The sequence below is a fragment of the Actinoplanes sp. NPDC051494 genome (genome assembly GCF_044454705.1).
In the GTDB taxonomy this organism is placed as follows: Bacteria; Actinomycetota; Actinomycetes; order Mycobacteriales; family Micromonosporaceae; genus Actinoplanes.
Genome location: NZ_JBITDZ010000004.1, coordinates 312,684 through 326,680, shown reverse-complemented (window position 1 = coordinate 326,680; position 13,997 = coordinate 312,684). Strand labels below are relative to the sequence as shown.

Sequence of the window (13,997 nt, the reverse complement as noted above, 5' to 3'; positions counted from 1 at the left end):
CCTTTGCCAAGCGCCGAGGAGCGTATTTCGCCCTGGTTGACGGGGAATTGATTCCGCGTCCCGGACCCGGAGCCTTGATCAAGTAGTCGTTCAGCGGGCCGGACGTCACGCCATCGCCATCCGTCCACCGGCCTTGCCCGCAGCGTCGGTGAGCAGCCCGCGCATCGTCCGCAGCGCGTAGTACGTCCGGGACTTGACCGTGCCGGGCGGGATGGCGAGCAGCTCCGCGGTGTCGGCGATGGAGTAACCGCGCAGATAGATGTAGTCGATCACCACGCGGTGCTCCGGGGACAGCTCGCGCATGCTCGCGGCGAGGACCATGGTGTCGACGACCTGCTGGGCGTGATCGTCGGTGACCGCCTGGTCCACCGGGCCCTCGGCGACCTCCTGGGCCCGGATGGCGCGCGCCCGGATCCGGTCGGTAGTGATGTTCCTGGCTACGGTGAGTAGCCATCCGCGAATCGACCCGGGCCGGCCGACCAACTCGTCGGCGTGCCGCCAGGCCCGGACCAGCGTCTCCTGGACGATGTCCTCCGCCGCCGCGCGGTCCCGGGTCAGGTGGGTGGCATACGCCAGCAGGGCCGGCCCGTGCTCCGCGTACAGGAATCGGACCAGCGCCTCGTTCGGCGCCTGGCCCGGTGTGGTGGTGTGCCGCATCCGTCGTTCCCTCCTCGGCGGCACCGGCCTTGCTCAGGCTGGTGCTCGCCGCGAACGAACGCACGACAGGGCGTGATTCTCACGGAGAGATCGTTGCAAATATCACTCTCTGTATAACTAGTGGAAATCTACTGAACCGCGGTGACGGCGGGCGCGTCGTGCCGCCCGCCACACCGGGTCCCATCCGCTCAGCCGAACGAGACGGACTGCGTCTTGTTGTCGAAGTCGACCAGCGTCAGGTCGCTCGTTCCCCGGGCGCCCGGCTCGAGGGAGATCGACTCGCCCTGGCACTTCTGCTGCGACCACAGCGTGATCCGGCCGTCCGAGGCGACCGACGAGAACGTGTTCGGCCGTACGTTCTGGCACTGGCCCTGGCTCACGTTGGTGGCCTGCACCGCGCTGGTGTCGGGGAAGTTCGGCTCGTCGAAGAGCATCACCTCGGTCGCGGCGCCGTCCTGCGGCTCGGCGTCCCCGGTCGGTGCCGGCGACGCGCCGCCCTCGGCGTCCTCGTCGATGGTGCCTTCCTCGATGTCGACCTCGCCGCCGTCCTCGCCGCCGGCCGCCTTCTTGCCGTCGGGCTGCACGCCGAACCAGGTGCCGCCGACACCCTGGCCCTCGGTGTCGCCGGGCGCGCTGTCCTTGCTGAAGCGGTAGACCGGCCAGCCACCGATGGTGACCTGCAGGCGGCCGTCGTCGCGCTTGACGACACCGACGTCGCGCTTGCGGATCCCGGCGATGAAGATCTTGCCGCCGGCCTTCACCGTCACCGGCGGCCAGGTCACCGCGCAGTCACCGTTGCAGGTGGACTTCGAGGGCTTGGCGGTGTCCTTGTCGAACCGGTACAGGGTCAGCCGGCTGCCGTTGACGACCACCGGGTCGAGGTCGCCGGCCTTGGCCGCGGTGAGCTGCACCCACCTCTGGGAGGCCTCGGACGGTGCCTTGCTCTGCGCGCCCGGGGTGATCGCCCAGTCACCGGTGTTCGCCTCGGCGTTGTTGGACTTCGCGGTACCGGCCTTGAGGTTCAGCCCGGCCAGCTGGTCCGACCCGGCCGAGTCCGCCGGCGCCTGAGCGGCCGGCGCCTCGGCCACCGACGAGTCCCCACAGGCGGTGAGGCCGAGAATCCCGGCGGCGGCGGTGGCGACCAGGGCCGCCGTACGTTTCCTGAGCATGCTGCGTCTCCCGTTCTTTGCGGCACCGGCGGGCCCGGCGCCGAGCGGGGAACACACGGGGGATCACGCCACCGGGTTCATCGTCCGTGGTGGTGACTCAGGCCATAGTGGGCCTCACCGCGACATGGCCGGCACCGGTGAACCGGGCGGGGTGACGGCTGCGGCAGCAGGCGTGCCGGTCGCGGTTCTGCTCGGATCGGGGCTCACGGGCCTGCTCGGGACGGTGCTTGCCGCGATGTGCAAACCAGGGCTCGCGGACCTGCTCGGGGCGGCGCTTGCCGGTGAGCGGACGTCCGCAGCGTCCGTGACGCGGTCGGCCAGTTCCGGCATCGACCCGAGTTCGAGGTCGGGCTGACGGGGGGAACGGTGGCCCGGGCCGGTGGTCGGGCGCCCGCGCGTGACGGCGACGATCCCCGCGATCGCACCCGCCGCGGCCGATGCGGCGGCCCCGGCGGAGGAATAGGCCGCGTTCTTGAGCCCGGCGCGAACCAGGACCGTGGCATCGGGGGTGTCCGCCGGTCTGGCCGACGCCCACGTCTGGCCGGTGGTCGCGACGGCACAGAACAGCATGGCCGCCTTCGCCGCGGTCAGTGCGACGCTTTCGGCCGTACGGTCCTTGCGCTGATATTCGTCCCAGACCGCGGAAACGCCGGCATGCCCCAGATGCAGAGCCGTGCCGGCGATGATCGCCGGGGGATACTGGTAGCGCCGCCCGGCCCCTTCGACGATCTGCGCGACGAACTCGACGAGCTTGCTGCGCTCGGCGGTGGTCGAGAAGGAGTCTTTCATCACCGACAGGTTGTCGGCGGTGGACCTTCTCCAGGCACTCGTTCCGAAACTGGCAAGACTGGCGGCTGCGGATGCGAAACCGAAGTAGCCGGCGGTCTGGGCCTGGGCCCTGTCGAGCCGGACGATGGTCGGGTCATGGTTGGTCGCGTCGATGGAGCCGATTGTCGCAATCGGAATGCCGACCTGGAGAAAGGCGCGCGACGATTCGAGCACCCCGGCTCCCAGACTCACCATGTCGATCGGCTTGCCCTGCCGGAAGTTGCCCCATTGTTCGGTCAGAGCCCCGGAGAGCGCGGCCGCACCGTCGACGCTGGTGTTGAGAATGGCACCGCCCAGGAGGGCATTCTTCGAGACCAGGGCCCGGCCCAGCGTGTCGCTGGTGTATCCGATGAGGTAGGCCACGCTCTCGACAACATCATGAAAACCCGGCCCTCGCGCCTCGTCCGGTTGTGCACCGTCGACGGGGGCGCGAAGGCCCGCTTCCAGATCGGATTCTTCCGTGCTCAACGTTGCTTCCTGCATCTGCCGTCCTCGTCATGATGGGACAGACCGTGACCCGATCAGGTCGTTCCTGTCATCAGCGACAACGGCGCGGGCGGCGGCCAGGTTCACGTCCAGTACTTGTAGCAGTGCGGCCTGCAACCCGCATGCCGTCAGCGGTGCCTCGACGTGGCGGCGGGGGAGAACGGCGGGCGCGGTGCCGCCCCCGGGGGAGAAGCAGAGGTGCCGGCCCGGTTCAGGACCGAGGAGATCGATCCGGCCGCGCTGCTCCAGACCTTCTGCAGGATCGAGCCGTTCGCCTTCAGGTGCGCTCGTTTCAGCTCCGCCTTGAAGTCGCCCGCCCTCGGTGATCCCTGCTTCTCGGTGTTTCCGACCGCGCGCCGGATGCGTTCCGCGACGTATGGCCGCGCCGTTTCGACGATGATCCGGGCAACCAGGGTGCCGTCGGCGATGCGCGGCAGCTGCCGATCGATCTCCTTGGTCAGGAAGTCTTTCTGGTTGACCCCGTCGATCGTCGCCGCGACAACCATCTTCCGGGCGATATCGGTTGCCAGGGCGCGTTTCTCTGACTCACTCATGATGGTTCGGGACATCGCTCTTTCCTGTTCTTTCCATGTCGCAGGGTCAGCACCGCAGCGGGCCGCCCGGGCTCACGCCGAGCAACGCGCAGTACTGGGTGTAGGAGTTGACCCGGTTGTTGATCGCGGGCGTGTTGCCGCCCTTGCCGCACTCGATGGCGCCGTTGATGCTGCGGATGGTGCCCGCGAAGCCCGCACTGCCGTTGATCGCCGCGTGGGCGGGGATGGGGCCCGCACCGGACTGGGTCATCCAGAACCACATCGCCGATCCCCAGGCGACCATGGGATCGGTCATGACCAGGCCCGGCTGTGTCAGCAGCGGCCGGCCGAGGGAGTCGCCCGCGGCCTTGTAGTTGTAGTTCCAGCTGAGCTGGAGCGGTCCCCGGCCGTGATACGCGCGCTGACCGGCCGGGCAGCCGTACGACTGCGAGCGGTCGCAGTAGTCGCCCCACAGCGACTGATTGAGCTCCTCGATGTAGCGCAGGCCGCCGGACTCCTGGTTGACGTTCGCGAGGAAAGCCGCGATCTCCCGTTTGGCGTTGTCGCCCGATCCGGCGGCGAAGGCCGGGTACTTGGCCATGGCCTGGGTCAGGCCGGCGTAGGTGTAGATGGGCAGGGGATGAGGGAAGATCCGGGCGAACATGGCCTGGTTAAAGCCGGTGCTCCCCGGCGGGCCCGCGGGCCCGGTCGGCGCCGGTCCGGGTGACGCCGTGCCGGTCGCCGGGGCGGTCGTCGTCGGCCGGGTGGTCGGCGGCGTCGTCTCGCCGGTCAGGAACGCGGCGAACAGGGTGCGCACCTCGTAGGGGTAACTCTGCACCGGCACCGGCAGCAGCCCCAGGGCCTTGACGTTGTCGATGCCGACGTCCCAGACCAGCAGCGTCAGGGAGAGCTGATCCGCGGCGACCTCGTGGTTGGCGATCAGCTCACCGACCTGCACCCCGAGGGCGCACAGGTAACGGGCCTGGGCGTGGATCGAGTCCGCGTCGTCCAGGACGGCGGTGCTGCCGTTGTCGTCGTCGTCCTGGCCGTACTCCTCGAAGACCCCGGCGGGCAGCTGGGAGATGCCGAGCTCCCCGGCCGGGCCGACGACGTCGCGGTCGAACTGGGACTCCACCTGGATCTGGGCGGCGAGCACCGCCGGACTGATCAGCTCGCATTCCCGGCCGGCCTCCTGCAAGACCGGGACCAGGGCGGCGATGGGTACGGCGTCCGCGGCGAGCTGCCCCTGACCGTTGCCGCCGAGCAGGCCGCTCGGCACGTCGCCGACGCCTTCACCCAGCAGTTCCGGGAGGCCCGACGCGGTGCCCATCGGGTTCGACGACACGCTCGTGCTCCCGGTCAGGATGACGATGCCGAGCAGGCACACCAGCACGATCGCCAGCAGCGGGATGAAGCCGATGACGGACACGGTGATCCAGGCGATCTGGGTCGCGTCCGGCGGCTTGCCCGCCTGCTCGGCCGCCCGGCGTAGCTTGTTCGCGCTTGCCATCCGCTCCTCGAGTCCGTTCGGTGGTGTGTTCCCCTCTGAGGAACGGCCACCGATCCGTTCGGTTCAGTGCCGTGAACCTTCCCCGGATTCCTCCGTTGTCAGCACAGTGCCTTGACAGCGGCGGAGGAAACGGGGAGTGGGATGAGTGCTGACACGCGTGGGTCGTACCGGCGCCCGAGGGTTCTGCGTGCGGTCTTCGCTCTCGCGGCGCTCATGGTCGTGGTGGTCTCGGCGCCGCCGCAGCTCGACGGGGATGCCCGGCGGGGATCGGGTGCGGTGGCACTGGTGGCCCGGCCCGTGCCGCTGGCCGTGCCGCCGGCCCGTCGCCCGCCGGAGACCAGTTACGGCATCGACTTCAAGACCAGCGGGGCGTTCGTCTCGCAGGCCTGCCTGCGCAGTGACACCACCATCCGGAACAATTATCCGGGTCCCTACTGCTCCGGGTGGAAAGGCATCACCAACAAGAACTGGTCGATGCTGGTCCCGTACACGGCGGGTGACCATGTCTATGCCGATGTCAAGGTGCGATACGGCGCCGCCAAGAACGACATCGATGTGACCGACGCCAAATGGTGCACGTTCTCCGGAACGGTGCAGGCGGTGAAATTCCAGTGCGACAGCTTCATCAACGCCACCCGTTCGCCGCCGCCGCCGCCCACCATCGCGCCGTTCGATCCGGCGACCGCCGTGGGTGACCGTGGCAAGTCCGCCCAGCTCAACCTGCTCAATGTGCTGGCCTGGTGCGTCTCGGCGGCCGGCGTCGCGGGCCTGCTGATCATCGGTATCCAGATGGCACTGCAGACCCGGCGCGGCGTGCCGGGAGCGATGGCGGAGCTGCGGCAGGAAGTCACGATCGTCGCGGTGGCCTGCATTCTCTCGATGGCGGCCGGGCCGCTTGTTCAATTCGTCGGGCTTCCCGGCTCCCTGTGGTAACAAATCTCGGTCGGAGGAAACAATGTCTTTGTCTTCGCTCTATGTTCAGGCTTCCCTGGGACTGCTCGAGCTGGTTCCCCGGGCACCGGCGGTGCCCCAGCCGGACGCCGGGGGTGACGCGCCCGCTGTCCTAAAAGGACTGGTGACGCTCGGTCTCAACATCGTCGCGTGGGCGGGGACCGCCGCCGGTGTGGCCGGTGTCCTCATCACCGGCACGATGATGGCCGTCTCGCACAAGCGCGGGGAGACCTCCGAGCACATGAGCCGTCTGGGTATGGTGCTGGGCGGCTGCATCCTGGTCGCCGCCGCCGGCCCGCTCGTGCAGTTCGTCTTCGACTTCAACGGCTAGCGAACGATGCCGAGACTCTTCACCTTCGGCCGGGACCCGGATCCCGACGAGCGGCCGTACTGGCGGCAACGGGGCTGGCAGTTCTCCGCGGGGTTCCTCGCCGTCGCGTTGTTCGCCGGGGCGATCGTGGTCCTGCTGGACGTGTCGGACGGGAACCCCACGATCGCGGCGGCGGCCTCGGTGCAGATCAACGCCGGCCCGGGACAGCGGCCGGCGGGCTGCGGCACCGATGACTCCGATCAGGAGGCCCCGGTCCGCGCGCCGGACGACGTGACCTGGCGGGAGCTGAACGGCGCGCCGGTGCCGTTCTCCCGCTCACAGGGCCCGAGGGTGGTCGACGGCGGCCCGTTGCTCTGGTGCTTCGCGCACACCCCGATGGGCGCCGTCATGGCTGCGAACGTCATTCCGCGGCAGATGAGTGGTGGCTCCTGGGCCACCGTCGTCGACCAGCAGGTCGTGGCCGGCCGGGGCCGGGACATCTTCGTCGCGATGCGCTCCACCGTCCCGGACACGACCCCGCAGTACAGCGCCGGCTCACTGGCCGGTTTTCTCCTGGTCTCCTACACACCGGAGACGGCGACGGTGCGGGTGCTGATCAGATCGGCGCAGGTCGTCGCCGCCACCGACTACACGGTCACCTGGTCGGGTGGTGACTGGAAGATCCAACCGCTGCCGTTCGGGGACCTGCACTCGCCGCTCGTCCCGGTCTCCGGGATGGCCGGCTTCATCATGTGGAAGGTCTGAGATGGCGGAATGCACGTCCGGCGACGCGGTCTGGTTCGGCACGCTCGCGGGTGTCGGGGAATTCTTCGACTCCGGGATCGACGGGATCCTCCGCAAGATCGCGGCCGCGATCATGACCGCGGCTGCGAGCCTCTTCGAGGACGCGGCCGACAAGGTGCCGACGTTGTCGGCCGACAAGGACTTCAACCACAAGCTCGGGCTGCAGGTCAACTGGCTGGTGCTGACGATCGCGGTGGCCTCGCTCCTGTTCGCCGCGGGGCGGATGGCCCTGGAGCGCCGCGCGCAGTCCGGGGTGACCGCGTTGAAGGGCATCCTGCGGGTGATCCTGGTGGCCGGCGCGGGCTCGTTCGTCATCACCGAACTGGCGACGCTCTCCGACCGGTACACCAGCCATCTCTACGAGGCCGGGGTCAAAGCACAACTGAGATCGATAGCGAGCTGCGGGAACGCGAGCATCGCCACGTTCCTGCTGATCATCATCGGGTTGCTGTTGCTGGTCGCCGGGATCATCCACATCATCCTGCTGTACCTGCGGCTCGGCGTCATGGTCCTGCTCCTCGGCACCCTGCCGCTGGCCGCGGCGGCGTCCATGACGGAGTGGGGATCGTCGTGGTGGCGTAAGCACATCGCCTGGATGGTGGCGTGGCTGATCTACAAACCGGCGGTGGGCCTGGTGCTCTACGCCGGTACCACCATGATCGCGTACACCGGGACCAACGCGACCCAGCAGCAGATCGCCGGATGCGGGGTCCTGATCTTGTCCGCCGTCGCGTTGCCGGCGCTGCTGCGGCTCATCGTGCCGGCCATGGCGGCACTGGGATCCTCCGACCCGACGGGCGCCGTGCTCAACGCCGGTGCCGCCGCGACCGGTGCGGTGTCCACCGGCGCGAAGGCGATGACCGCGGGCCGGGGCGCCGGCGGGGCCCGCGGCGCCTCGGGAGCCGGTGGGGCGACCGGAGCGGGTGCGGGGGCCGGTGCCAGCGGTGGTAGGGGAGCCTCGGGTGCTTCCGGTTCCAGCGGATCGAGCGGTTCCAGCGGTTCCAGCGGCTCCGCCGGCCGGGCGCTCGCAGGAGCGGGTCGCGTCGCGGCGGGTGCGGCGGGTGTCGCCGCCGGTGCCGTGGGCGGGGCCGCCACCGTGATGCGGCACGCCTCGACCATCGCCAACGGGGCGATGCCCGGTGTCCACGACGGCGCCGACAACTAGCGACAACGAGAGCGGGAAGTAGTGAGCACCGAAATCATCAAGACGCGGACGTACGGCAACTGGCGCCGGCCGCGCAAAGCGGGGCTGGGATCGTTGGGCCTGGTCGGCACCGTCGGAGTTTTCGGCGGACTCGTGATGGTCCTGATCGCGTCCATGTTCTCGTTGGTGGCGGCGGTGCTGATGCTCCTGCTGGGAGCGGTCGTGCTGGGCCCGCTGGCGATCCGCACCCAGGACGGCCGCAACGTCTACAACATCCTGTCGGTGCGCCTGGGATGGTCGCGCCGGCGGGCCAACCGCAGCAACCTGTACGTCTCCGGGCCGCTGTCCAACCGCCCCGGTGGCCGGTTCCGCCCGCCGGGAATGCTCAGCCGGGTCACGATGATGGAGGGCATCGATCCGTACGACCGCCGCTTCGGTGTCCTGCACGATCGGCACCGCAACCTGTACACGATCGTGCTCGGCTGCGAGCCGGACGGCGGGTCGCTGGTCGACGAGGACCAGGTCGACGTCTGGGTGGCGCTGTGGGGTGACTGGCTCGCGCGGCTGTCGCACGAACCGGACCTGCGGGGCGCGTCGGTGATCGTGGAGACCGCGCCGGACCCCGGCACCCGGTTGGCCAGCGAGGTGCTGACCCGCATCTCGCCGAACGCCCCGGCGGCGGCGCGGCAGGTGATGGAGGAGGTCGTCGCGCGGTATCCCGACGCCTCGTCGGAGATGAACACCTACGTCACCCTCACGTACGGCCTGCGCGGCGGGTCCCGGCGGCCGTCGGGGGAGATCCTCACCGACCTCGCCCTGCGCATCCAGGGCCTGGTCAGCGGCCTGATCAGCGCCGGTGGCGGCGCGGCCGCACCGCTGTCGGCCGAGCGGATCGCCGAGGTGGTCCGGGTCGCCTACGATCCGGCGGTCGCCGCCGACGTCCTCGACGTCCGCGCGCAGCAGGGCGGCACCGGCCTGGAATGGCTGGACGCCGGGCCGGCCGCCGCGGTGGAGACGGTCAACGCCTATCACCACGACTCCGGGGTCTCGCGGAGCTGGCTGCTCACGCTCGCCCCGCGCGGCACGGTGCGGTCCAGTGTGCTGCGCTCGCTGCTCGACCCGGCCCCGAGCATGCGGCGCAAGCGGGTCGCGCTGCTGTACCGCCCGATCGACCCGGCGACCTCCGCGAAGATCGTCGAGGCGGACCGGCGGGCGGCGCAGTTCATGGCCAGCTCGGGCAAGGGCCCGGTCCGCGCGCGGGCGTCCTCCGAGGTTGCCGCGGCCGAGCAGACGGCCACCGAGGAAGCGGCCGGCGCCGGTCTCGTGGAGTTCTCGATGATGGTCACCGTCACGGTCGACTCGGTCGACGAGATCCCGGACGTCAACGCCACGATGCGCAACCTGCTCGGCTCGACCCGGCTCGCCATGCGGCCGGCGGACCGGATGCAGGCCTCGGCGTTCAGCTGCACGCTGCCGGTCGGCATCCTGCCCTGGGAGCAGACCCTCATCCCGCGCGAACTGCAGGAGGCGCTGTGAGCACCGCACCAGAGATCACCGTCCCGCAGACCACCGCCCTCAGCGGGTTGCGCGTCCCGCCGGTCGAGGAGCAGTACAGAGAACCCGACGAGCTGGGCCCGCAGTCGCCCCGGGCGCAACGCCGAGCGGCCCGCGAGCAGCACAAGCAGGACCAGGCCGAGCAACGGCGCCGGACGTACGGGGCGAAGCGCAACCGCGAGGACAGCATCCCCAACCGCGGGTCGTACGCGGCCGGTGGTGGGCGGGTGAGCCCGATGGACCCGCCGGCGATGTGGCGCGCCACCACGGTCCAGGCCTGCGGTCTGTGGCCGTTCGCGTCCGGCTCCGGGGCACCGACCGTCGGCGTGCCGCTGGGTCAGCACCTCTCCACCGGGGCGACGGTGTGCGGCGATCCGCTCAACTGGTTCACCCGCGCCCGCTACATCTCCAACCCGTCGCTGTTCATGCTCGGCATGCCCGGCCTCGGCAAGTCGACACTGATCAACCGCATGCTGATCGGCCTGTCCGCCCAGGGTGTGGTCCCGCTGGTGCTGGGAGACCTCAAACCTGACTACGCGGACACGGTACGGGCCCTGGGCGGCCAAGTGATCTCCATCGGCCGCGGTACCGGTGGTCTCAACGTGCTGGACCCCGGTGCCATGGGCGCGGCGGCCGCGACGATCGGCGGCCGGGCCGGGCAGATGCTGGAGGCCGAGGCACACGGCCGGGTCCTGAACATCGTGGCCGCGCTGCTGACCATCGTCCGGGGCCAGGCGATCACTGACCACGAGCAGTCGGTGCTCTCGGCGTGCCTGCGGCACCTGCGCGCCCGTAACCCGGTCGGGCACGCCGCGCACCTCGGTGATCTGCTGGCGGTCCTGCAGGAGGGCCCGGACGAGGTCCGGCAGTTCACCCTCGACCGCGGCGAGGAGTCCCGCTACCGCGACGCGGTGGACCCGCTGCACCGCTCGCTGCTGGGCATCCTCGACGGCCCGCTCGGCAGCACGTTCGCCTCCGAGACGTCCACCCACATCGACCCGGACGCCACCGCGGTCTGCATCGACATCTCCCGGATCGGTGAGTCGGACAGTCAGCTGACCGCGGCGGCGATGCTCGCGGCCTGGTCCGACGGCCTCGGCACGGTCGCCGCCTCGCACGCGCTCGCCGACGCCGGCCTCACCCCGCGCCGCTGGTTCTTCACCGTGCTCGACGAGTTGTGGCGGCCGCTGCGGGCCGCGTCCGGCATCGTGGACCGGATCGACGCGCTGACCCGGCTCAACCGGTCGCTGGGCCTGGCCGACTCGAAGATCACCCATACCCTGAAGGACGCCGAGGCACTGGGCAGCGAGGCCGACAAGGCCAAGGCCCGGGGCTTCGTGGAACGCGCCGGCATGGTGGTCTGCGCCGGCCTGCCCCGCGCCGAGATGGAGGACCTGGGCAAGATCGTCGGGCTGTCCCGCCGGGAGATCGACCTGGTCTCGTCCTGGTCGTCGCCGCCGGGCTGGTCGCACAACGGTGAGAACGAGGAGCCGCCCGGCCGCGGCCGCTTCCTGATCAAGGTCGGTGGCCGCCCGGGCCTGCCGATCCGGGTGGCGATCACCGAGACCGAGCGGCACCTGCACGACACCAACACCCGCTGGGTGCAGAACGGCTACGCGGAGAAGATGGCGGCCGCCCGCGACGCGGCCCAGGCCGCCTTCACCGCGGGCGACGTGGTCCGCGACGGCATCGGCCGGGATCTCTGATGGCCGGGGGCGGCTCCCGGGGCGGCGGCGACGCCATGGCCTGGCTGATCCCGGGCTTCGCGCTGGCCAACGTCATCGTGCTCGGCGTGACCTGGCTGGGCGGCACGGCCGGTCACGCGGTCACCGGGAACGGCTGGCACCCACCACCGTTCACCGGCTCCGTGTACCGCCGGATCCTGACCGGCGACGTGACAGCGGTCTGGCCGGGCAGCTCACCGTACGTGATCTACGGCGGCGCGGCGCTGACCTTCGCCGTGATCGTCCTGCCGCTGCTGATCGCCGGGATCAAGGTCTACGGGAGGGTCACGAAGACCAAGAGCGGTCTGGCCGGCCGCCGGGAACTGCTCAGCATGATGCCCGAGCAGGCCGCGATCCGCGCTCGGGACCTGCGCCCGTCACTCAAGGGCATCCGCAAGCTGGAACCCGACGACACCGGGAACCTGCTGGGCAACCTCGATCCGGACGGGCCCGAGCTGCGGTCCTCGTACGAGGACGTCGAACTTGATCTGATGGCCCCCCGGGCCGGCAAGTCCACCGGCATCGCGATCCCCAGGTTGTTGCGCGCCCGCGGCGCGGTATTGCTGACCTCCAACAAGTCCGACGTCTTCACGGTCACCCGGCAGGAGCGGGCCAAGGTCGGCACGGTCTGGACCTTCGACCCGCAGGGCATCGCGCACACGCCCCGGGACATGTGGTGGGACATGCTGGCCAGCTGCGACACCATCGAGGGCGCCCGCCGCCTCGCCGGGCACTTCGTCAGCTCGGTCAACGACGACTCGTCCAAGAAGGACTTCTGGATCTCGGCGGCCCAGAACACGCTCACCGCACTGTTCCTGGCCGCCTGCCGGGGCCGCCGATCGGTGACCGAGCTGCTGGGCTGGCTGGCCGACCCGGCCGACCGCACCCCCGTCGACATCCTCCGCGACGTCGGCATGCAAGCCATGGCAGAACAGCTGCAGGGTACGGTCCGTGGCGCCGTGGAGACCCGCGACGGCATCTACGAAACGGCCCGGCAGTGTGTCGCGTGCCTGCTCGACCCGGAGATCCTGGCTTGGGTCAGCCCCGACCGCCACCGCCCCGAGTTCATCCCCGCCCAGCACGTCATCGGCCGCGACACGCTTTACCTGTTGTCGAAGGACGGCGGTGGCTCCGCGGCCGGCGTCATCGCGGGCCTGGCCGACATGACACTGCGAGCCGGCGTGGTGGCCGCGGAACGCATGGGCGGCCGCCTCGACCCCCCGATGACCGCGGTCCTCGACGAGGCGGCCAACGTCTGCCGGATCAGCGACCTGCCCGACCTTTACAGCCACCTCGGATCCCGCGGCATCAACGTGGTGACGCTGCTGCAGAGCTACCGCCAGGGCGCCCGGGTCTGGGGTGAGCCGGGGATGGACGCCCTGTGGAGTGCGGCCACCATCAAACTGCTGGGCGCGGGCCTGGATGACGCCGACTTCGTCGAGAAGATCTCCCGCCTGGTCGGCCAGAAGGACGTGGCAACCTCGAGCCGCTCGCGAAGCCGCGACGGATCGTCGCACTCGGTGTCCTACCGCCAGGAGAGCATCCTGCCGGCCGACAAGATCCGGGCCCTGCCGAAGGGCACGGCCCTGCTGCTCGCGACCGGCGTCAGGCCGGCCCTGATCCGTCTGCGCCCCTGGTACAAGGAACCCAACGCCGGCCCCATCTCCCAGGCGACCAAGGAAGAGGTCGACGCCATCACCCAGCGAGCAGCGGCAACCTGGGCCGCCCGCCCCTCGCTCTGAGAGCGCCGCGATCCGAGGACCACCAGCGGCGGGGCCGGCCGCACTCGGACCGGCGATCTCGCAAGCCGTGCGATGGGCCGAGTCGGACCCATCAGGGTTACAACAGTGACTCTCTCAAGTACTAAGGAGCTGTAGAAAATGGCGGATTCATCGCCGGAGGATAAAGTTGTCAAGGTCGGAAAAACCACCTTCGAAATGGTTTCTCCCCCCGTGCCGGTTGCGGGAATGCCCCCGAGCTGGAGCCTCCCGAGTGCCGCGCGCCTGACATCGGGGGCGGCTACGCCCGCGCAACTGCCCCCTGGCTTGCAGAGGCGGGGTGCGGTCTCGAGAAAGGGTCAAGGGTCGGGCCGTCCGAGAACTGTGCAGGATGTTGCTGGTCGGCCCTCGACGTCGCCTGCTCCGATTCCCGGCGCCGGACCGGTGGAACCGTCGGGTGCAGCCGTCGCGCCAACGCGAGTGGCGCGGTTAAGGCAGAATCGCGACTTCTCGACAGTCGACGTCGACATCAAGAAGGTGGAGGAGATCACGAAGCAGAGCATGGCCCTTGCGGCGACGCTGAGTGGCATGAGGCCGCAGATAGCGTCG

12 protein-coding genes are annotated in these 13,997 nt (G+C 70.0%); 7 read left to right on the top strand and 5 right to left on the bottom strand.

Translation table 11 applies throughout. The annotated features are described in order from the left end of the window. Positions 1-105: 105 nt before the first annotated feature. The 5 genes from ACIA6A_RS18185 to ACIA6A_RS18165 all read right to left on the bottom strand — a co-directional run bounded on the left by ACIA6A_RS18185 (position 106) and on the right by ACIA6A_RS18165 (position 5,183). Positions 106-657 (bottom strand): sigma-70 family RNA polymerase sigma factor, encoded by a 552-nt coding sequence (locus ACIA6A_RS18185; protein ID WP_396098836.1) that lies wholly within the window; start codon positions 655-657, stop codon positions 106-108. Between the two features lie 188 nt (positions 658-845). Continuing rightward, complete coding sequence (locus ACIA6A_RS18180) at positions 846-1,826, bottom strand: hypothetical protein (RefSeq protein WP_396098835.1); 981 nt, start codon at positions 1,824-1,826, stop codon at positions 846-848. Between the two features lie 114 nt (positions 1,827-1,940). Continuing rightward, entirely contained in the window at positions 1,941-3,137 is a 1,197-nt protein-coding gene (locus ACIA6A_RS18175) for a hypothetical protein (protein ID WP_396098834.1), read from the bottom strand. Between the two features lie 131 nt (positions 3,138-3,268). Then, positions 3,269-3,694 (bottom strand): hypothetical protein, encoded by a 426-nt coding sequence (locus ACIA6A_RS18170; protein WP_396098833.1) that lies wholly within the window; start codon positions 3,692-3,694, stop codon positions 3,269-3,271. A 46-nt stretch (positions 3,695-3,740) separates the two neighbouring features. Beyond that, positions 3,741-5,183 carry a glycoside hydrolase family 19 protein gene (locus ACIA6A_RS18165; RefSeq protein ID WP_396098832.1) on the bottom strand — a complete coding sequence of 481 codons (1,443 nt, stop codon included), beginning with the start codon at positions 5,181-5,183 and terminating at the stop codon, positions 3,741-3,743. Positions 5,184-5,324: 141 nt separating this feature from the next. On the opposite strand from ACIA6A_RS18165, the gene ACIA6A_RS18160 reads away from it, so the two are divergent. Genes ACIA6A_RS18160 through ACIA6A_RS18130 form a run of 7 tightly spaced genes read left to right on the top strand, consistent with a single transcriptional unit; the run spans position 5,325 to position 13,412 of the window. Continuing rightward, entirely contained in the window at positions 5,325-6,116 is a 792-nt protein-coding gene (locus ACIA6A_RS18160; protein ID WP_396098831.1) for a hypothetical protein, read from the top strand. A 22-nt stretch (positions 6,117-6,138) separates the two neighbouring features. Further along, complete coding sequence (locus ACIA6A_RS18155) at positions 6,139-6,465, top strand: hypothetical protein (protein WP_396098830.1); 327 nt, start codon at positions 6,139-6,141, stop codon at positions 6,463-6,465. Between the two features lie 6 nt (positions 6,466-6,471). Next, on the top strand, positions 6,472-7,209 hold the full coding sequence (locus ACIA6A_RS18150) for a hypothetical protein (protein ID WP_396098829.1): 738 nt from the start codon (positions 6,472-6,474) through the stop codon (positions 7,207-7,209). 1 nt (position 7,210) lies between these two features. Further along, a complete protein-coding gene (locus ACIA6A_RS18145; RefSeq protein WP_396098828.1) occupies positions 7,211-8,413 on the top strand; it encodes a hypothetical protein in 1,203 nt (400 codons plus the stop codon). Positions 8,414-8,434: 21 nt separating this feature from the next. Continuing rightward, positions 8,435-9,928 (top strand): SCO6880 family protein, encoded by a 1,494-nt coding sequence (locus tag ACIA6A_RS18140; protein ID WP_396098827.1) that lies wholly within the window; start codon positions 8,435-8,437, stop codon positions 9,926-9,928. Continuing rightward, the gene (locus ACIA6A_RS18135; RefSeq protein WP_396098826.1) at positions 9,925-11,652 is read left to right on the top strand and encodes an ATP/GTP-binding protein; all 1,728 of its coding nucleotides are present in this window, start codon (positions 9,925-9,927) and stop codon (positions 11,650-11,652) included. The genes ACIA6A_RS18140 and ACIA6A_RS18135 overlap by 4 nt, the downstream gene beginning before the upstream one ends. After that, the gene (locus ACIA6A_RS18130; RefSeq protein WP_396098825.1) at positions 11,652-13,412 is read left to right on the top strand and encodes a TraM recognition domain-containing protein; all 1,761 of its coding nucleotides are present in this window, start codon (positions 11,652-11,654) and stop codon (positions 13,410-13,412) included. Before ACIA6A_RS18135 ends, ACIA6A_RS18130 begins: the two co-directional genes overlap by 1 nt. Positions 13,413-13,997: the final 585 nt, after the last annotated feature.